Raw genomic sequence first — 19,714 nt, 5'->3', positions numbered from 1 at the left:
CACCGATGCAAAGACACATCGGATCCGTCCCAATAGCACATCGACGCAGAAGTTCATCGAGATCATGCCTGTGAGCCGCGGGAGCATATCTTGGTGGGGTGGACAATCGGCTGAGCGGATCTCGGCTTTCTGGCTCGACACCCAGCAACAGGAATGGCTGCTCAGCGTGCGAGAGAAATGGGACGGCGATGTGGTGATCCAGATCTACGGTGGCTCGATACGGCTACGCACCGAGCGCGGCGACTGGCGCTTCTCAACCCAGGAGGCGATGAGCTTGGCGACGTAGCACCGCTAGCATCAAAACCTTTTTGCATCGTATTGATCCACGCAGCGAGTTCAAGCAAAGGCAACCACTGCTCCGGCACGGCAATTCGATGTGACCGTCGGCGCGATCACGGCGAAGGAGCACGTGCCGGATGACGAGACTGAAGATCTCGCATTTACCGATTACCTGACACGCGCTTGGGCCGACCTGGTACACGCAGGCGCGACACCGATGCCTCGATGTGGTCATTGCGACAGCCTACGTGTTCGCTGTAACGGCATCCCGAGAAAGTCGGATATCCCGCAGTTTTACTGCCACACCTGCAAGCGCAATTTCAATCGCTTCACGAATACACCGTTCGCGGGTCTACAGAATCGGCGCAAAGGCGCCGCGATGATCCCGTTGCTGTCGCGGCAGATGTCACTGGCGCAGGCCGGGGGAGAGATTGAGACGTACTCAAAAGGCCGTGCTGTCGTGGTTGCTCGCCTTTCGCCGCTATTTGCTCGAGCTCGATTCGACCGGCCATTGGGAGGCTCGTGTACGTTTGGGCGGGCGTGTCGCACCCCATGCCCGTTGTATCCGATGCGGGTTCGAAGGCGGTTCCGTGGCCAGCGCATGCGATCCGGAGAGGCGCCGGTGTGCGTGTGCATTGCGTTATACACATCGTTTTGCCTAATCCGAAATTCGTTCTTACGAGAGCGGGACTATCAATCCCCGCCAGCATCGCTGGCGGGGACGAGCGATGCAGTTATCACATCACATCACGGGTCAACGCTACAACGTCCGCGGCGCTCAATGCGCCTGCGTACACGCGGAAGCCCTGGATGCGGCCGTTGAACGATGGATGCGCCCAATTGCGGCCCAGGAAGGTGACCTGATCGCCAACCTGGCGCGGCGACAGCAGGATTTCGTCGGATTTCCCGGCCTCGGTACCGTCAACGTACAGGCGGCAGGTATTGCCCTGCAGCGTGACCGCGAGATGGACCCAGCGGCGAATCGGCAGGGCCCACGGCGCCGCCACCACTTGCGCATCCTTGAATGTCGCGCCAAAGATCGAGAAGCACAGCGTGCCTGAGCCGGTCAGGGGTGCGATGCACATGGCTGCGTTCGCGTCCAGCCCTGCGTAGAACACGCAGCTGTCCCAGTGCAACCCATTTGCGTAGACCCACAAAGACACGCTGAAGTCGTCAAGGTCGCTGAATACGCCCGACGGCAGCTGCAGGCCGGCTTTCAGACCATCGAACACGATGGCCTTGTCGTTGCGGCGCCCGTCGCCCCAGGTCGCGCCGTCCAGCAGCGTGCCCTCGATGAAGGTGATGGTGTCGGCGGCGGTCCGCAGCACGCCATGCATGCCGGTGCCGTTCGGGTTGTTCAGCGGCAGGGACAGGCGGACCTCACCGGGAACGGCGATACGAACCACATTGGAGCTGGCTCCCCGGGCGCCGGGGCTTTGCGCCGTGATTTGGTAGAACCAGACGCCGTTGGGCGGTATATCGCTGTAGGTGAGCACCTCGCTCGCGGAAACTGTGCCCAGCAGCCTGAACGGGCCGTTGGCCCGGCTTGCGCGCTTGACCTCATACGAGCTCGCGCCGACGCTGCCCCACCACGACAGCACGACGCGGTTGCCGCGCAGGGAGGCCGTGAGGCCAGACGCCGGCTTCATGGGGCCGGCATAGTCCGGGCGGCGATGGATCAGAGTCGGCCACCAGACGTCGTCGCTGCTGCCCCCGTACTTCGGCTCGCACAACTTCACCATGCGCGCGACGTTCGGCGCCGCCAGCCCCAGGCGGTTGACGTAGTGGTTGTAGATGGGCTCCCAGCAGTTGCGGCCCATCTGGCCGTAGTTCACCTGCGTCCAGAAAGACGGGTGGGGCTGCGACGGATTGTTCTCGCGCACATAGGGCATCGGGTAGTTCTTGCCGTTCTCGTCGAGCAGGTTCGAGCGCGCCACATACTCCGCCGCTGCCAGGAAGCGGTTGTTGTACAGCCCGTAGAGATCGTCGCCCTGGTTCCAGGCGATCTCCAACAGGTCGCCGCCCAGCGACATGCCCAGCGTCGAGTGCCCCTGGTCGCGGCCGCTCTCCTCCCACTGCCCGAAATGGCCCGGGTGCATGAAGTACACGCCATGCCCGATGGCGCCGTTGCCGAAGTTCCTGAGCTTGCCGCGGTTGTTGCCCGCATAGCAATCGTAGGCCTGGCGGTACAAGTCCGGCTTGTCGCAGAACACGCCGATAGCCATGGCACCCACCATCGAGGCCATGTCCCAGTTGGCATGGGAGCCGATGCGCCCGTCGCTGAGGAACCACGACGATACCGGGGCGAAGATATTCAGGAGCATGTCCTGGAAGCGCTTCAGGTTCGCCGGCGCCCAGCCCGGGTAGGTGCGCAGGACTTCGCCGATCTGCGCCAGCTGGTGACCCTGTATGCCGGCCAGGATGATGAAGGTGTGGTCGTCATGGGCGGTCGAGCCGGGAGGCACCGTTCCGATCACCTTCAGGGTGCTCGCCCAGGCGTCCAGGAACTCCACCGCCTTGTCGGCATAGCGGTTGTCTTGCGGGTCGGACAGCTTCCAGCGTAGTACCAGGGTCCAGGCGTGCCATATGTCGCCGTACAATGCGTACTTGGTACTGTCGGCCCGGTAGACTGCGGGCTGCGGATTGGGCTTGGCGTTCAAGGAGGCGTTGGGCTCGGCGCATAGCGTGCTCCACCAGTGCGCCCACGGCTCTTGGCCAGCCTTAATGTAGCCGCGGATGCGGGTGAAGTCGTCTTCGGTGACCAGTAGTCCCGGGTGACGGAAGACGCCACTCGCCGAAGCCGGCGCGCGCGCCGTACCTGCAAGAGCGGCCCGTGCCGCCTGGACGCCGAGTCCCGGCAGCACCGGCAGCATGGGGAGTAGCCCCAGGCCCAGTGACAATGCTCGACGCGCAGGATTCGGCAATTCCTCGAGGCTGGCGCGCTCCACGAACCGTTTCGACATCTTCATTTCCTGCATGTCGAAAATGCGAGCGTGAGGATAGGCATGACTTTCGCCTTGTCATCAATTGACACCGCTTTAACGAGATTCTTCCAATCCGACGTCGTCATGTTTTTCGACCTCTGCAATAGTTTTAAGAGGCCCTTGATCCAATAGTCCAAGCACCTTGGGAATATGGTTGTTTGGAAAGCTCTCCTCCATCAATAAAACAAATGTCAAATTTCATGATAATCACGTTCCGCACCTAGCAGGTCTTCTAAATACCCCGGCCCGTCCTGCACGATATAGGTTCCCGAGATCGAGGAAGGGCAGGCAGATGCGAGGCGCAGAACTCCCTCTCGGGGACGGCACGAGGTTGCGAAGCCCCACGTGTCACTCGTTGAGTGAGGCGGCACGGGAATAAACGCTGCACCCGGAAAGGCAGATGATCTCCAGGATCATCTCGGCGACATGGAGCGAATACGAGTTGCGCTATGAACCACATCGCCCGTGTGGGTGCCTGTCCGATTGCACATCAAAGAGCGGAGCAGCTCTGTCCACCTCGAGGTGCGAGACGTTTATTCGCAACCATGGACTCGACCGACCGTCAGCGGTAAAAAGAGCGCCCGGTAGGAGCAAAATCCCCATTTGATTCGCGCGCGCCAAGAAGGCATCCATGTCGGTGATAGCTGGATGCCGTACCCAAAGGAACATGCCGCCAGCAGGCGCGTGGTGAACCGACCACCCCCAGGCATGAAACGCCGCCTGGGCCACCGCCTGACTCGCTCTCAGCTTTTGCCGCAGCACACGCAGATGGCCGTGATAACTGCCGTCTGCGAATGTAGCACTGATGAACCGCTCGCAAAAGCTAGGGACCGCCACGCTCGTCAATAGCTTCATGGCGGCAAGCTTGCTTGTCAGTGACGCCGGGGCGACCACATACCCAACCCTGAGGTTGGCCGAGAGCGTTTTTGAAAAACTGCCGACGTAGACGACCTTGCGCAGACCGTCCATCGTGACGAGCCGTCCATTGTTGCTGCCGTCAAAATCGCCGTAGACGTCATCTTCGACCACCACGACATCGTATTGATACGCCAGTTGCAGCACCTGAAATGCGTTCTGTGGACTGAGTGTCGAACCGGTCGGATTGTGATACACGGAATTGACAAAGAACGCCTTCACCTTGCGCGTTTTCAGTACCTCCTCGAGTACCCCCAGGTTCGGGCCGTCGGACTCCCTCGGGATCCCGATCACGTCGCTTCGCGCCAATGCCAGCAGCTTGACGAGACTGCTGTTGCAGGGGTCATCGATCAGCACAACATCACCCGGTTCGATGAGCTGGCGTATCACTAGGTCGAGCGCCTGCGTGGCACCGAGCGTCGTCAGTATCTGACTCGGATGCAGCACGACTCCGAGCGCGAAGTGCAGATGCTGAACGAGATGTTCACGCAGCGGCATGTGTCCCATCGGGTCGCCATATTCGACCAATGTGCTGCGCGCGAAACTCGCAGTACGTCTGATTACTCGCGCGAGCGCGTCCGTATCGCGCCAACTCGGTGGCAACCACCCGCTACCGAGCTTCATGGTGCTCGCATCGCCGTGAAAGAGCTGGCGGAATGCCGAAAGCTGTTGGCTGTCCTGCTCGCTTCCGCCGCAGGTGAGATCGTGATGGCGGTGCATAGCCCGATGCGCCTCGACAAAGAATCCGCGCCCCTGGCTGGCACTGATCAGGCCGGTACTCGCAAGCCGGCCGTAAGCGCTCACCGCCGTGTGATAGCTCACACCATGATCCGCGACCAGCGTCCGGATGGAGGGTAATCGCTGGCCGGGTGTCAGCACTCCCGATTTGATTGCATCCGTAAGCGCGCCAGCAAGCTGCTCCACCGCCGTGCCGGAGCGACGTTCATCGAAAAGTTTGTGGGGAAGCGTTGACATATCGGTGTTAGCGCGTGGATCTCACAGTTCCAGATTTTGCAAGAGTACTGTTATTTGTGCCAGGACTCTATTTCTGTGATGCTGCGCTCCGCGATTGACGCTTTCGCAACGGAGAAAATAAGCATGCAGCCAACGCTCGACCACACCGCTCGAATTCAAATTCCCTTGACTGTTCAATCGCTGCACGCACCGACTTCCACCGAGTGGCGTGACTGGAAGTGGCAGCAACGACATGCCATCACTCGTGTCGAGGATATCCAGCGATATTTCCCCGGGCTGAATCGCGACACACTCGCTCGGATTGGCGCATGTCTTCAGGACCGGAAAATTACCGTCACGCCTTATACGCTCAATCTGATTGAAAAGGACGCGTCGTTGCGGCCAGTGGACGATGACCCTGTCTGGCGGCAACTGATACCCGACTGGGCTATGGATCCCGTTGCGCAAGGGCTTGACTATGATGGCGAATCCGAAAACTGGGAATTGCCTGGGGAAATGGTCACGCCGATTTGCCAGCACAAGTACGACAATCGGGTGATTTTGCGCCTTTCAAATGTCTGTCATGCATATTGCCAGTTCTGTTACGAGGCATTGCGAACCCTGGAGAAAGAATCAACAAAATCTTCAATGCGCAAGCAGGACTGGCAAGCCACACTCAATTACATCGCTGGCCACGAAACGCTCGACGAGGTCATTTTGAGCGGTGGTGAACCCCTGATGCATTCGGATGCCCATCTCGATACCTACTTGGGCGACCTGCGGGATCTGCGCCCTGACTTGATTATTCGGCTACATACTCGCGCGCTTACGTTCAATCCGTTCCGAATTACCGACGGACTGATCGACATACTTGCACGCCATAACGTTACCGCTATAGGCCTGCATGTGGCGCACCCGAACGAAATCACCGAGGAATTCATTTCCGCCGCGCGACGGCTCGCGAAGGTATGCCCAATCCTGTTCGCCAACATTCCTTTTCTGCAAGGGGTCAATGACGACTACGCGACGCTTGTTGCCCTGTGCCTGAAGCTCTACCGCAATGGGATTCAGCCGCATTACCTTTACCAGTTCATGCCGTTTTCTCCAGGAGCACCCGCGTACCGGACCAACATCAGCGCGGCGCTCGAGATTGTCTCGAAGATGAAGCGGCGGATCTCGAACATTGCGGTACCCGAGTACGTCCTGCCACACAAGACTGGGAAGTATACGGTTCCGCTCTACCTTGGTGGTGAACAGCCAACGCTTGTGCAACGCGCTGATGGCGAATATCTCCATTTCACGAATTGGCAGGGGCACGCGTGCGTGTTTCCGGAGTGACCTCTATGCCAACTAGCGTCCCGAAATTTCCCGCCCACGTTGCAACGTTGCGCCATAACAATCCGTTTCCGGGGATTTATGCGCTACAGCAACGGATTGGTCATCCGATACGCCATCGACTCGGCGGCAACGAGAGTCTCGACGCGCCGCTGTCCGCGCTTCGCTCCATCGATGGAGAAACCCTCCGCGAGCACGTTAACCTGTATGGCGATCCAGGCTGCACTCTCCTGCGCACGGTACTAGCGGGAACCGGGGGATTCGATCCATCTGATATTTGCGTCGACAGCGGTGCAGATGCGGTACTCGCGCTGTGCCTGCGCGCGTTGTGCGTGCCGGGCGATGCCGCGGTATGCAGCGCGGGAACCTACCCTACGTTCGCTTACCTTGCGCGGGCGGCCGGATGCGAAGTGTTCGAATCGCCGTATCGACACCGCCGCGGACACGTACGCGTTGATCTCGATGCGTTACTGGAAAGCGTGATCCGGACGGAGGCGAAGGTCGTCTACCTCGCTAATCCGGACAATCCTACCGGTTCTTGGCACGGCTCAGAGGATATCGACGCGCTGTGCTCGAACCTGCCGGAATACTGCACGCTGCTGCTCGATGAGGCGTACCTCGATTTCTGTTCGCCGCTGCGTCACGACAGCGCTCGCGTGCGACAGGGCTGCATACGAATCAGATCGCTTTCCAAGTCTTATGCGATGGCGGGACTGCGAATCGGCTATGCCTTAGCTGACCAGGACACGTTGGCTCAATTGCAAAAGGTCAGGATCCACTACGCAGTCGGTGGGCTCGCCCAATATTTGGCGCAAGCCGTCGTGTCCGATCAACTCGAAGCAGCCATATTTCGGGCCAGCAATGCGCGACTGCGGGACGAACTTTACCTAGAGCTCGCAGACCGCGGACACGTCGTTCTTCCGTCCGGCACGAACTTTATCAGCGTGCTGATGCGGGAAGGGGCCGTAGCCGCGCAAGTGCAACAGCGGTTGCTGGGCCGTGGCATCGCGATTCATCGCCCAGATCATCCAGCTTTTGCGAATCTGCTGCGCATCACCGTCTGCGACGATGCGCTCCGGGAGGACCTGCTTTCCGCGTTTGAAGGAAATGTCTTATGACGTCCGAGCTGCGATTCCGCGATGCGTTTCACGACGCCCTTCCGATCATCGTGAGCGGCTTCGTGTTCGGCATAGTGTTCGGAGTATTGGCAAGCAAGTCGGGATGGTCGCCGTTGTCTGCCACGCTGATGAGTGCGCTCGTGTTTGCCGGCGCGTCGCAGTTCATCGCCGTCGAACAGTGGGCGAGCGGCCATTCCAGCGGGCTGGCAGTGGTCCTTACCACTCTTCTCGTCAACCTTCGCCACGTACTCATGTGCATATCGCTACGGCGCCAGTTCCGCCACGAATCCCGCCTGAGGCTCGTTCCAAGCTTCGCGCTGCTGCTGATTGACGAAACCTGGGCGCTCGCGGAACACCGCTTTCGCAACAGCCGCCCCTCGCTTGCCTATTTCGTGCTGGCGGGGCTCCTGATCTATGTCGGCTGGGTCGGCGGCACCTGGATCGGCACCCAGGTAGGCAGCCACATTCCACGTCCCTCGGATCTGGGTCTCGACTTCACGTTCATCGCGATGTTCCTGTCGCTGATGGTGTTGCTGTGGCGGCAACCCTCGGATTTCGTCACCTGGCTCACATCCGGGATCCTCGCGTATTTCGCCGCGCGGCTTCCCGGCATCGGGCAGGCGTCCGTTGTGGTCGCGGCGGTATGTGCCAGTGCCGCAGTCGCGGCATCGCCGTCGCTCGCCGGACAGAAGGAGACAACGTGACTCCAATCGAGCTCGTCATCATTGTCGGTATGGCGATCGCCACCTGGGCGACCAGAGTCGGCGGGTTGTTCGCCTCCTACGGGATATCGCGTGCCGGCGGCTTTACCGAGCGCTTCATGAAGAACCTGCCGGCTGGGTTGCTCGCAGCGCTGATCGGTCCCAAGCTCGCCGACGGCAACGTAGAGATCTGGCTAGCGGCCGCGGTCACAATTGTCTTCGTTTGGAAATTCCGCAACACGCTGGCCGGAGTTTTCGCCGGCACGCTTGCGTGCGCGCTCTTGCGCTGGTACCTGAGGTGATCATGAAAATCGGCATCATCGATTCGAACCGGAACTGCTACGTTACCGTTCCGAATATCGAACAGCAGACAATCGGGAACGAAGCGAGCGTCACTTTGTACCAGGCGGCATCGGCCAACTCTCTGCCGGACGAAGTCCGGGATTGCGATGGACTGATCAGTTGGCATCTTGTCGCGCTCGATGCTGCATTCATCGGCAGCCTGCGAAATTGCAAGGGCATCGTCCGAGCGGCCGTTGGATTTGACAACATTGATCTCGATGCCGCACGACAGCGCGGGATCCCCGTCGCCAACGTACCCGACTACGGGACCGAAGAGGTTGCCGACCATGCGCTGGCCATGGCGCTGTCGCTGCTGCGCCGGCTTAGTCGGAGCCATGATGTCGTCATCGGCGGTCGCTGGGACTGGCGTGAAGTCGGTCCGCTGCCACGGATCAGTGAACTGCATGTCGGCATCATTGGTTGTGGCCGGATCGGTATGGCTGTGGCGTTGCGGTTCAAGGCGTTCGGCTGTCGGGTCAGCATCTTCGATCCATACCAGCGGAGCGGAATCGAAAAATCACTCGGGGTTGATCGCGTGGAGACGCTTCACCAACTGCTCTCCGTCGCCGGCCTCGTCAGTATTCACACGCCGCTGACCGACGAGACGCGACATCTGATCGGCGATCGTGAGCTGCACTTGCTCGAGGGCAAATATCTCGTGAATACGGCACGCGGAGCCATCATAGACGGTGAGGCCTTATGCCGTGCGCTCGCAAACCGCCGCCTGAAGGGCGTTGGGCTTGATGTCTACGAAGACGAGAAGGAGCCGATACCTACGGTCATGCAAGGCAGGGATGACGTCCTGCTTTCCCCCCACATAGCGTTCTACTCGGAGTCTGCCCTGACCGAGCTTCGGGCAAAGGCCGCAAGCGTACTGTCGGACCTTCTGAAACATGGTTGGCACCGGAACGTCGTCTAGCTACTCGGCGCTTCTGCAGCGTACTACCGAGCATAGTCGGCGAGATGGGCGTGAACGCTGGACCAGCACCGTACTCGCCGCGCCGACCACTGGGACGCTGACCCGCGCTGTGCTCGATGGAGCACTGCACGATGCGTGAGGCCTGCGCGTGATGGGCAAGGGCCGACGCGCGCACCATGCCGATGCCGCGGCGGCTCGTCGATGCGCTGCACCTGCGTACCCGGCCGGTGCCGCTCACGCTCGAGACCGCGCCGGCCCACACACCGTTGATCGCGCATCTCGTGACCGGTGAGGGAATCCATCCGGACGGAGTCGGGCAGCTGTTCAAGGGGATTTTTACGCGGGCCATCGACCAGCTCGCACTCACGTACCCGAACGCGGTCGAGGACCTGTGCCGCGCGAGCACGCACTAGCTGCGCCACACCGCCGCCAATCACGGCCTGGACGCCGGCGCCGACATTCGCGACATACAGGAACTGCTCGCCAATGCGAGCTTGGGCACCACGACGCTCTACACCAATGCGGACGCGCTGCAGCAGTTCTAGTCGGTTGGGGCCTGTTCAACGCGGCGCTCGACGGAGGCCGAAGGCGCCGGCGGCACCCCGGGCGTGGCGCCGGCTCCGGCCTCGCCCACTGGCGACACGAATTACGCTGGCAGCGTTCCCATGATGGCCGAGCACGTGACGCTGAAGGTCGAACCGAAGCGCGCCGGCGGCGGCCGGGCCCGCGTGCTTGAGCGCGTTGAACGCGAGGTGCTGGCCGGCATCGCGCGCACGCCGACCCGCGACGGCGGGACGGTGCTGCAGTTACTGTTCGAGAACGACGAGTCGTGCGACCTGCGCATCTGTGGCGAGCCCTGGATTGCAGTGGCGGAGCGCGATGCGGCAGGCTGGACTGCAGGAGCAGATTGCCCACCGGCAGGCAGCCGATAGTATCTCGACGAAGCGCTAAATTTGGATTGACGAGCTGCGCAAGGACGCTGCCGAATACTCGACCTTGTTTGCTCGATTGGAGTATCTTCGTCGGTATGCACCGAGCTTTAGCGTTGAGGATCAGAAGCTCAATTTTGACAAGGTGGCCGAAGCAAGCGTGCCACTGAGCTCGGCATTCGAATCAAGTTGCGCCTCAACGCGAACGAGGACGAACATAAGGAATTCGTCCGACTGCTGGGTGCGATGTCTGAGGCATGCGCAGACCCTCCCGCCTGGCGGGACTACAGAACAAATGCAGGACGCACGTCAACACTTTAATCGTGGCAGGGACGGTGTGATTGCGCACCTTCAGACGATCCTCAAGCATAAACGGGAGCAAGTGAAAAAGGGTTGAGCCTATCCAAAATGCGTGAACCATGAGTATCAACGGATTTTCTCGCGACGAGCACCATAGAGCCATCGACGCCAATCGTGAACGGAGTTCCGCGATGCGAAGAGGTGATCGGCAGACCGACGTGCTTGTGACGATTGTTGCGACGACTCACGCCATGAGCGATCGCGCAGCTGCTCGAGGTGGTGGAATCTGACTGAACCGGAGCGCCGCAAGTTGGCGTGCACGTCGCCCGACGCATTCGATGCACACGACCCGCAGTCGGATGCTGGCCGCCGGTGTCGCGCTCGAAGTCGTCCACCGCACGCGGAACGAATATTATGAAACCTGGAAAACAGTGGGACTCGATATGACCCGAACAGCATATTCGGCGCAATTCGGTCGTGAACTGGACGTAGAACAATTGGCACGCTTGTGCACGGGCACCGCCTCGGATGTGCCAATCGATCTTACGTCGCCGTTAATTCGGGAAGCGGTCGCCGCGGCGGTTCCGGAGCTCGAGTGCCCCTCGTGCTTCGCGACAGGTCCGGTGTTTGTTCGCGGCGGCCGAAGCCGCAATGGGCGGGTAGTTCGACAGGCACATTTCCGCTTCGTCGGCCCCGATGAACAGACAGCCCATCATCCGCTGTGCGACTTCTATCGCAACGACACTTTCGATGCGAGGCGCGAAGGTGGGGTCGATTTTGGCGACGCGAAGTCCGCGTTGACACGTGCGATCGGCCAACTGGTATGCGCAGGCATTGAGCGGGAAATGTTCAGTCAAGCTGACATGCGCCCGCTGCGAAAGTGGCATTTCGACCTGAGATGCGCCCATCAATTCCACATCAGCCGACCAGCAGAGGCCGTCAACTGGTGTATTGAAATTGCGGCGCACCGTATCCATGGGAACAATGTGCCATTTCAGCCGTGCTTTGGCGATGTTCCCGAGTTCGACTGGAAGAATGCGGCACAACGGGAACTGTCGAGTCAGTATGGCGAGGTCGTCGAGCGATTCCTCGCACAGCTTCGACCTGGCTCCGGTTGGTTGAATGCCAAGGAGCGCGCGATCGCGCTCATCAACCAACACATGGGCCAAACTATGTTTGATGCGACGCCGCTTGCAACGCACTACGAACACGCGATCGCCTTGACCGAATTTGCAGGGCTTCATTGGCAGCCACTTCGGCGCGCGTTTGGCCGCCCATCCCTGATCGGCGAGGTATCGAACGGTGCCCCGGTGCTCGCGTTGTGCGCGCTACTGTTATTTGTATCCGAATGGGATCTATCTCGGGCAGCAGCGAAACTCGTCGAGCTGATTTCCGCGCCGCCGCCGGACGACTTAACGCTTGGGAATTTCATCGGCTTGAATCCGTTTCACGACGTGCGGGCGCTACGGTTAATAAAGGCTGTCCAGGACGCCACTGTCGGACTCGAAAGCGATTTCGCTTACGAGGAAGAGCTTCGCGCGAAGATCCACGCATTGCAGACGCAGTATGCGGCATATCGTACCGTCATCGCATCAGCCGGTGAAACTGCGGCGCGATGACGTCGTTGCCGCCGCTCATCGACGATGCGCCTGCGGCCCGGCCTCGCGACTATGCTGCCTGTGCTACCGCGGGCAAACGAGTGAGATGTGGCCGTGCCTGACTGAGCAACTACAGCGCCGACGTGCGTTCGTCGGCCGAAGCAAGTCGGGGCGTCCCATCATAAGCGCGGCGCGTCCGCAGAGCCTTTGCCTCGGGCAGTGCAGGAATCGGCGAATATCCGCAACCGTTGGAGGTACGTTACCGTGCACGATCGCATTGGCCAGTCCTAAGAACTCCGGGCCGGCTACGCAGATTCGGCGACTCGCGTTCCGTCCCCGATGGCATTGCGGTGACCGCGCCGAAATCTTCCGCGACCGGCTCGTGACTCGCGACCTCCAGCATCCCTGCCACTTGGGCCACCTCGCGACTCCCCGCGACTGCGCTGCGACGCGCAACGACCCGCGGCACGAGTGCGGCCGACGCGTCGACGCCTTCGATACCGCTGGACCGGTCGGGCAGGACTGGCAACCACGCGCCGAGCGCGGGACATTCGAGCAGCAGGCCGAACACGATTGCCACCGTCAGGTTAATGGTATCGCGCGCGATGTGCAGCAGATCCGCAACGCGAGACGTGACGGGATCGAGTCGGGTTTGTTCCTGCCGCGCCACCTCTGCCTGGGGCTCTGTCTCCGCACGATCGACGGCCGGATCGCGGTGCTGCGCGACGTCGCTCTCAACCGTCGGTTCTCGGATGCGTGGCAGTAATTTGAGCGTTGGTTGTCAAGAATTATCGGACGCCCATTGAAGGATCGCTCGTAGAGGCATCAACGACTGGCTTGGAAGTCGTGGATGCACTGGTTCCACAGACCGCGGTGGCACCTTGACCGCCTGCGCGGCGGTCGGCCAGCGACGGGGAACGGGTGTCGGAGTACGGCGCGCACTTATGTCACGCATCATGAACATGGTTCATTTGAACTTGTGGCTGCCGCGTTGCTGCATCCCCGACATGCGTGAATAGGTTCGAGGACTGTTCCGCAAGCGAAAAGGCAGGCGGTTTCAACAAGTCATGGCGCAATTTGACAATTGTTGTAGGCGCGTTGATGCCGGGGGGCTCGTTTTCAGAATAGCATTGGATGGACGCGGGCTTGCCCGCTCTTGTGTTTCTTCGTTATATATTCGGAGGCTTGAATGGGTATTTTCGGCGATATCGTAGGTAAGCTGTTCGGTAAGGCGAAACCGGATCAGCCGGCACCAGCGGCTGAGGCAGAACCGGATCCCGCGGCTGCACCTACCTCCGCACCGGCTGCGCTGCTTGCTGATGTCGATGTTGGCGCGGTCATGGACCAGTTGGTGAGTGAGAGTGGGGAAGACCTCAACTGGCGTTCATCGATTGTGGATACGTTGAAGGCGCTGGGCATCGATAGCAGTCTCGCGCACCGTAAGCAACTGGCGGCAGAACTGAAGTATGGCGGCGACACCAATGACTCCGCGAGCATGAATGTATGGTTGCATAAACAACTGATGCAGGCGCTTGCCGCGAATGGTGGCAAGCTTCCGTCTGACCTGGCGTAAGTGCACTCGTGAAGCGTTCGAGCCGCGGAAGATGCTCCATGTGCGCGTGGCTCGAACATATCATTCCGAAGACATCTACACGAGTGCCACATGCTTCTTCATGACGGTATCGTGATGTGCCTTCGCGATATAGATCCTCTCGATCATTCGCCCGATGACGGTTCCCTCGATGTGATGCAACGCGTCTATCGCTCATGTGTTATCCGCAGACCCAAGCTCTGAGAGTCCCCACGAGCAGCGGATCGCCTCAGAATTTCAGATGTTCGACGCTCGCCAACAGTAGGCGGCTTGCTAGCAGCGTTTCTGGCGGGAACGCGAACGACGCGAAGCTCGTTCCCGTCACGTGAACGGTGGGAACCGGATTGAATAGCGAGCCGAAACGGACGGCTCGAGAGAGATGTCACAGCCTCGGTTCGGCTTTAAGCGGCGTTTGGCAGAACCGGTGTGGAGTTCGATGAGCCGGTTTCTAAGCTGCCCATGGTGCACGACCTTGTTATCAATCATCTGTCAAATTGCGGCGGCAACGTCGCACGGAGCTATTCGGTACCGAACGCAACGCCAGCTCTGCTTCCGATGCCGGTCGTCGGCTCGGCCCTGATAATGCAAGGGGCAAGGCACGCCGCGTCGCAAATACCATCAACAATTGAAAAACGGAATTTGTTGTACTGGACAGAAGCCGCAACCAGCAGGGATCATCCACCGGTGCTGGTAAGTCGTCAGCCTCACGCGACTATGTGACGGTGCACGGGCGCATGTCGCCAATGCGCTACAACCGACCGATATCATGAGGAATCCTGCCGGAACGACGCGCGATAAAGCCCGCCGTTTCAGCTCATCCGCTTTAATCCGTGCCACTGAGACTTTTCGAGATCCGCCGAAGCTTCGCGATGCATGTAATTGCAACGGCTTTGGCTGTAACCATGTTGTTTGCGACGGTCTCCGTCCATGCACAAATTGGACCTGAAACGACGAACAACGCTGGAGACGTGCCTTTGCCTGCGAGTTCCACTGAAGCTGTGTCAGGTTCGACCGCCTTCACCCGCGTTCAGGAGAAGGCCCTGAGCCTCGTGGGCATACGTTATAGGTACGGCGGCAGGTCTCCCCAAAACGGTTTCGACTGTAGCGGCTTTGTTCAGTACGTTCTGAATACTGCGGTTGGAATACGAGTTGGTCGAACCGCCGCGAGTCAGGCCGCGCTTGGTGGGACTGTAACTCGCGATGACCTGCGTGTTGGTGACCTTGTGTTTTTCAACACCCGTGGGGCGCGTTTCTCGCACGTCGGTCTCTACATGGGTAACGGGCGGTTCGTCCATGCACCGTCCACTGGTGGACGCGTGCGGGTCGAAGACCTCGATAGTCCTTATTGGCGGGCCCACTATACAACGGCAAAAAGGGTGTGGATTCCTGGTTTGGAGGCAGTTTTACCGTAGCGTCGCATCGGAATTGGTCGAACGCGCATATCCGAAAAAATCTGATTCTTCGGGATCTGCCGTTGCAAACGGACTTTCTAATGGTCCGCGCGATCTGCGCAGATGACGGATGCTCAATGAATGAAGCGGTGGTGGCCAGGGCGAAGCACGCTTGTCGACTCTCGCACATTCAGGCTATCTCGCTCACATGTGCACGCTCTGCTGGGCCCGAACATCACGCCGTTGATCATGAGTCTTCAGAAATTCTATATTACCGTCCGATGGTCGCTGTCGATCGGCGCGATAGGAGTCGCATCAAGCGTTTGCGTCGTGACACATGCAGCCAACGAGCCTATTGCGGCCGAGCCCTCAATTGATACGTTGGCCGATTATCGTCCGAAGGTGCCATTGCGCGTCTACACCGCCGACCATGTGCTGATAGGTGAATTCGGTGCGGAGAGGCGCGAGCTGGTACGGCTTCAAGATATTCCGGTACCGCTGAAAAACGCCGTACTCGCTATCGAGGATGCTCGCTTTTATGAACATGACGGCGTCGATTTTCTCGGCCTTCTGCGTGCGAGTATCGCCAACCTGACGCACCGGGGTACGCAGCAGGGGGCAAGTACGCTCACGATGCAACTCGCGCGGAATCTCTTCTTGTCGAACGAGAGAACCCTTTCTCGTAAGCTTCGGGAAATTGCAATCGCCTTCAAGATCGAGCATGCACTCACGAAGGACCAGATCCTTGAGATGTACATGAATCAGATCTATCTTGGACAACGTGCATACGGCTTTGCCGCGGCCGCGCATGCATATTTCGGACGGGATATGAAAGACCTGACGCTTGCCCAATGCGCAATGCTGGCGGGTTTGCCGAAGGCACCTTCTGCCTACAACCCGGTGGTCAACCCCAAGCGAGCAAAGATTCGTCAAGAATACATTCTGCACCGCATGCTTGAATTGCACTACATTGACCGGCCGCAACACGATCAGGCGGTAAAGGAGGTCATCGATGCGACGGTACCGGACTCCCGATATGGCGCACATGCGGAATATGTCGCTGAAATGGTGCGCCAGTTCATCTATTCCCAGTACAAGGACGAAACCTATACACGTGGTTTGAACGTTACCACGACGATCCGGTCGTCAGACCAGGAGGCCGCCTACAGATCCGTACGAAAAGGCATCATGGACTATGAGCGGCGACACGGCTATCGCGGACCAGAGGGATTCGTTCGCTTGTCTCACGATGGTGACGAGCGCGATGAGGCAATCGATGAGGCACTGCACGATTATCCGGATAGCGGCGAGATCGTGACTGCTGTCGTGATGGCGGCGACTCCACACAACGTAACCGCGCGGCTCTCCGACGGCAACGAGGTCCACGTTACCGGAGACGGCCTGCGTTTTGCAGCACACTCGCTGGGTATCCAGGCACCTCCGGCGCAGCGAATCCGGCCCGGTTCAATCGTCCACATGATCGCCGATGCCAAAGGGCGCTGGGAGATCACGCAATTGCCGCAGGTTCAAGGCGCGCTTGTGTCACTTGCGCCGCAGGATGGTGCGATTCGCGCGCTCGTTGGCGGGTTTGATTTCAACCAGAGCAACTTCAATCACGTGACGCAGGCGTGGAGGCAGCCGGGTTCGACTTTTAAGCCGTTTATCTATTCTGCTGCCCTTGAGAAGGGTCTTGGACCGGCGACGATTATCAATGATGCACCCCTGTATTTCCCACCAGGAACGAAAGGCGGGGATCCGTGGGTGCCGAAGGATGACGATCAACCGGACGGCCCGATGAGCATGCGTCTTGCGCTGGCAAGGTCGAAGAATCTCGTTTCGATCCGTATCCTGTCGTTCATCGGAACGGGATATGCGAAGGACTATGTGACTACGCGTTTCGGATTCGACGGGGACAAGACTCCGCCATATTTGCCCATGGCGCTCGGCGCGGGTCAGGTCACCCCGCTGCAGACGGCAGGGGCGTATGCAGTATTCGCCAATGGCGGATATCGGATCAATCCATATCTGATAGCGAGCGTGACTGACGCTCGAGGCCAGCAGTTGTATCGTGCTCGACCGCTGGTGGCTGGGAGGAACGCTCAGCAAACGATATCGCCACGAAATGCGTTCATCATGAACAGTCTGCTGCACTCCGTCGCGACAGTCGGTACGGCAGCAGCGACCAGCGTACTGCATCGATCAGACCTCCAAGGGAAGACCGGCACGACCAACGATGCGAGGGACGGCTGGTTTGCCGGTTATCAACGGTCGCTTGTTGCTGTTGCCTGGATGGGTTATGACCAGCCTAAAAGTCTCGGCACTCGCGAGTTCGGCGCGCAGCTGGCATTGCCGATTTGGGTCGAATACATGCAGCGCGCACTAGACGGCGAACCGCAAGCCGAGCCGGCACTGCCTGATGGTATCGCTGAGACGCAAGGTGAACTGTTCTATTCAGACCGGCTACCGGGACGGGGCTTCATTGCTGGTCTTGGTTTGGGAGCAACGCGTCGTGTGCGCCGCCCGGTGCAGCAACAAGAGAATGGAGACGCGGACGATAGTGAACCGCAAAGCGTTTCGTCTTCCGAGAAGCAGGCGATCCTCGAACAGTTCAAGATGGACAATCCGTAAGCGTATATCCGGGCGTCTATCACATTTGGCGAGGTGCGGGACGTGCTCCTTGGAAGCGGTGACGGAATGTAGCGACGGACTATTAGCCCGCAACGTTATTTGGTATCGATTGCCTTGGTCTTCACTGATAGATCGATCACCGAATTCGGCCGCAGGTCACAGTAACGGATCGGCAATCGACGGATTCATAGAATAGTCGGCTGAGTGCCTACACGGGTTTCTATACGAATAGGATTGGAAATGAATACGAAAATTATGAGCAGACACTTGTTGCAACTGCTGCTTGCAAGCGCGGCAGCCGTTTTGCTGGCCGGATGTGACGAACAAAAGGTGGCGGACGCAGTCAACGCGATCAAACCCGACGTGATGGCATTTGGCAATCTGCAATCCGGTGTGTCGACGATCGACGACGTGCGGCGACAGGCTGGCAAGCCGGACATGGTATGGCAGCGTGACGATGGATCACAACGACTCGAATATCCTCGAGGCCCGAACGGCACGAGTACATACATGCTGGATTTCGGGCCGGACGGTCGATTGGTCGCAATTACGCAGGTATTGACAGCGGAGAATATTGCAAAGGTCGTGCCTGGTATGACGCAGGATGACGTGCGACAGCTGCTTGGCAGACCCGCGACAGTCGCGCAGTACGCATTGAGCCATGAAACCGTTTGGAGTTGGCATTGGGACGAGGGCGGCGTATCGCGTGACGCCATGTTCAACGCGCATTTTTCGCCTGAGGGCGTTGTTATCCGAACCTCGCGCTCGGAGGCACCAGGGCATGAACAACATTGAACATCCGGAGCCAAAATGCCTCCAAGGACGCTACTCGCGATGAAACCGGTGGGGGAACCCGAGTCGACAGCTTTCGGAAATGGGGTTCGCTTCACCCGCCTTCCGGGCACATCAGCGGATTGCCACGAGCTAGAGTGCCGTGCGGCTCAAGCCGCTGAAGGAAGTCGAAATATCGTTGAGTGACCTGCGTGGTTGCTGGTCGGTACATTCGGATACGTGCGACGAGCGGATGCGTGACGGCATCTGTCGCGAAGTAGATGTCGGCAGGATTGGCAATCGTCTGGGCGCACTAGGCGTCGGCCGACCGGCAATGTTGCCGGGCTCATTTCCCGGCATTGCCGCAGGTCAATGACCGAGCGCGAACAAGGATGGTCCGATGGAATGTTGCTCGCCCCGGGGCCTCACTCCGTATCCCACGTCGGAGTTCCCTCGTGATCCCTGTTCGACACCGCTGCATCGTCGACGCGCTCCCAGTTACTTGCATGGCGCCCAAAACCGGCGCAAGCCTATCCTGCAGTTCCTCGTTTTCATGTCGTCGTTTTCGCTGTTCGCTAGTCCCGGGGGTATGGTGAGTTGCCCTGCACGGAAAGACAGAGCGCGACTGAAAGAAGAACGAATCCACCTGCGCAAAAAGATTGTGCGTGCAGCACAGCAAAGAGAAATGAGCGCTGCAAGAAGTACGCATGTCGCATGTGCCGATCCGTATCAAGCAGCTGTTCGATTGCGGCGGGAAGGCCGACTGCGGGGAGCAATCGCACCGAGCTCACAGATTGCGCATGGTGTAAGAAAGACGATGGGCCGAGCGCACGAGCATATCAGTGCGAGTGCAAATCCAGTAAGCCAGTATGGACGTCGAATAGCAGAAAAAGCCACGCGAGTTGAATCCATCGATGAGCGTTCCTGCGAGCATCGTCCGCCAGATCGGGTTCGTCCGA

17 protein-coding genes are annotated in these 19,714 nt (G+C 59.4%); 15 read left to right on the top strand and 2 right to left on the bottom strand.

Annotation, left to right across the window (positions count from 1 at the left end; all coding sequences use genetic code 11):
• The first annotated feature begins 731 nt into the window (after positions 1–731).
• Entirely contained in the window at positions 732–941 is a 210-nt protein-coding gene (locus BSE24067_RS32960; protein WP_249043802.1) for a DUF746 domain-containing protein, read from the top strand.
• A 75-nt stretch (positions 942–1,016) separates the two neighbouring features.
• On the opposite strand, the gene BSE24067_RS10115 is transcribed toward BSE24067_RS32960, so the two are convergent.
• A complete protein-coding gene (locus BSE24067_RS10115) occupies positions 1,017–3,242 on the bottom strand; it encodes a LamG-like jellyroll fold domain-containing protein (protein ID WP_151062973.1) in 2,226 nt (741 codons plus the stop codon).
• Positions 3,243–3,710: 468 nt separating this feature from the next.
• A complete protein-coding gene (locus BSE24067_RS10110; protein ID WP_151062974.1) occupies positions 3,711–5,153 on the bottom strand; it encodes an aminotransferase-like domain-containing protein in 1,443 nt (480 codons plus the stop codon).
• Positions 5,154–5,276: 123 nt separating this feature from the next.
• Between BSE24067_RS10110 and BSE24067_RS10105 the strand changes: the two genes are divergently transcribed.
• From BSE24067_RS10105 to bamE, 14 genes are all read left to right on the top strand, one after another.
• Positions 5,277–6,470 (top strand): KamA family radical SAM protein, encoded by a 1,194-nt coding sequence (locus tag BSE24067_RS10105; RefSeq protein ID WP_151062975.1) that lies wholly within the window; start codon positions 5,277–5,279, stop codon positions 6,468–6,470.
• 5 nt (positions 6,471–6,475) lie between these two features.
• The gene (locus BSE24067_RS10100; protein WP_151062976.1) at positions 6,476–7,585 is read left to right on the top strand and encodes a pyridoxal phosphate-dependent aminotransferase; all 1,110 of its coding nucleotides are present in this window, start codon (positions 6,476–6,478) and stop codon (positions 7,583–7,585) included.
• The gene (locus tag BSE24067_RS10095; RefSeq protein WP_151062977.1) at positions 7,582–8,289 is read left to right on the top strand and encodes an AzlC family ABC transporter permease; all 708 of its coding nucleotides are present in this window, start codon (positions 7,582–7,584) and stop codon (positions 8,287–8,289) included. The genes BSE24067_RS10100 and BSE24067_RS10095 overlap by 4 nt, the downstream gene beginning before the upstream one ends.
• The gene (locus tag BSE24067_RS10090; RefSeq protein WP_170297421.1) at positions 8,286–8,588 is read left to right on the top strand and encodes an AzlD family protein; all 303 of its coding nucleotides are present in this window, start codon (positions 8,286–8,288) and stop codon (positions 8,586–8,588) included. Before BSE24067_RS10095 ends, BSE24067_RS10090 begins: the two co-directional genes overlap by 4 nt.
• Positions 8,589–8,590: 2 nt before the next feature.
• A complete protein-coding gene (locus BSE24067_RS10085) occupies positions 8,591–9,547 on the top strand; it encodes a C-terminal binding protein (protein WP_151062979.1) in 957 nt (318 codons plus the stop codon).
• A gap of 176 nt (positions 9,548–9,723) precedes the next feature.
• On the top strand, positions 9,724–9,960 hold the full coding sequence (locus tag BSE24067_RS32470; RefSeq protein WP_244130418.1) for a hypothetical protein: 237 nt from the start codon (positions 9,724–9,726) through the stop codon (positions 9,958–9,960).
• A complete protein-coding gene (locus tag BSE24067_RS32955) occupies positions 9,961–10,092 on the top strand; it encodes a site-specific integrase (RefSeq protein ID WP_367647135.1) in 132 nt (43 codons plus the stop codon).
• Between the two features lie 120 nt (positions 10,093–10,212).
• Positions 10,213–10,479 (top strand): hypothetical protein, encoded by a 267-nt coding sequence (locus BSE24067_RS32460; protein WP_151062980.1) that lies wholly within the window; start codon positions 10,213–10,215, stop codon positions 10,477–10,479.
• Between the two features lie 635 nt (positions 10,480–11,114).
• The gene (locus tag BSE24067_RS10075) at positions 11,115–12,395 is read left to right on the top strand and encodes a hypothetical protein (protein ID WP_151062981.1); all 1,281 of its coding nucleotides are present in this window, start codon (positions 11,115–11,117) and stop codon (positions 12,393–12,395) included.
• A gap of 361 nt (positions 12,396–12,756) precedes the next feature.
• A complete protein-coding gene (locus tag BSE24067_RS10070) occupies positions 12,757–13,140 on the top strand; it encodes a hypothetical protein (protein WP_151062982.1) in 384 nt (127 codons plus the stop codon).
• Positions 13,141–13,563: 423 nt separating this feature from the next.
• Positions 13,564–13,947 (top strand): DUF3597 domain-containing protein, encoded by a 384-nt coding sequence (locus BSE24067_RS10065; protein ID WP_151062983.1) that lies wholly within the window; start codon positions 13,564–13,566, stop codon positions 13,945–13,947.
• 887 nt (positions 13,948–14,834) lie between these two features.
• Positions 14,835–15,377 carry a C40 family peptidase gene (locus BSE24067_RS32950; RefSeq protein ID WP_151062984.1) on the top strand — a complete coding sequence of 181 codons (543 nt, stop codon included), beginning with the start codon at positions 14,835–14,837 and terminating at the stop codon, positions 15,375–15,377.
• A gap of 201 nt (positions 15,378–15,578) precedes the next feature.
• Positions 15,579–17,984 (top strand): penicillin-binding protein 1A, encoded by a 2,406-nt coding sequence (locus tag BSE24067_RS10055; RefSeq protein WP_477021216.1) that lies wholly within the window; start codon positions 15,579–15,581, stop codon positions 17,982–17,984.
• 240 nt (positions 17,985–18,224) lie between these two features.
• On the top strand, positions 18,225–18,779 hold the full coding sequence (gene bamE, locus BSE24067_RS10050; RefSeq protein WP_420883484.1) for an outer membrane protein assembly factor BamE domain-containing protein: 555 nt from the start codon (positions 18,225–18,227) through the stop codon (positions 18,777–18,779).
• The last annotated feature ends 935 nt before the right edge of the window (positions 18,780–19,714 follow it).

It is taken from the genome of Burkholderia latens (assembly GCF_902499045.1).
Lineage (GTDB): Bacteria > Pseudomonadota > Gammaproteobacteria > Burkholderiales > Burkholderiaceae > Burkholderia > Burkholderia latens.
The sequence above is the reverse complement of the archived record's forward strand: the minus strand, read 5'-3'. Positions and strand labels throughout refer to the sequence as shown.

Bases quoted from the DNA above. Each gene is read 5' to 3' on its own strand.
- BSE24067_RS32460 (WP_151062980.1), top strand. From the start codon at position 10,213: ATGATGGCCGAGCACGTGACGCTGAAGGTCGAACCGAAGCGCGCCGGC.
- BSE24067_RS10075 (WP_151062981.1), top strand. From the start codon at position 11,115: ATGCACACGACCCGCAGTCGGATGCTGGCCGCCGGTGTCGCGCTCGAA.
- BSE24067_RS32470 (WP_244130418.1), top strand. From the start codon at position 9,724: ATGCCGATGCCGCGGCGGCTCGTCGATGCGCTGCACCTGCGTACCCGG.
- BSE24067_RS10065 (WP_151062983.1), top strand. From the start codon at position 13,564: ATGGGTATTTTCGGCGATATCGTAGGTAAGCTGTTCGGTAAGGCGAAA.
- bamE (WP_420883484.1), top strand. From the start codon at position 18,225: ATGAATACGAAAATTATGAGCAGACACTTGTTGCAACTGCTGCTTGCA.
- BSE24067_RS10100 (WP_151062976.1), top strand. From the start codon at position 6,476: ATGCCAACTAGCGTCCCGAAATTTCCCGCCCACGTTGCAACGTTGCGC.
- BSE24067_RS10105 (WP_151062975.1), top strand. From the start codon at position 5,277: ATGCAGCCAACGCTCGACCACACCGCTCGAATTCAAATTCCCTTGACT.
- BSE24067_RS10085 (WP_151062979.1), top strand. From the start codon at position 8,591: ATGAAAATCGGCATCATCGATTCGAACCGGAACTGCTACGTTACCGTT.
- BSE24067_RS32950 (WP_151062984.1), top strand. From the start codon at position 14,835: ATGCATGTAATTGCAACGGCTTTGGCTGTAACCATGTTGTTTGCGACG.
- BSE24067_RS10095 (WP_151062977.1), top strand. From the start codon at position 7,582: ATGACGTCCGAGCTGCGATTCCGCGATGCGTTTCACGACGCCCTTCCG.
- BSE24067_RS10115 (WP_151062973.1), bottom strand. From the start codon at position 3,242: ATGTCGAAACGGTTCGTGGAGCGCGCCAGCCTCGAGGAATTGCCGAAT.
- BSE24067_RS10110 (WP_151062974.1), bottom strand. From the start codon at position 5,153: ATGTCAACGCTTCCCCACAAACTTTTCGATGAACGTCGCTCCGGCACG.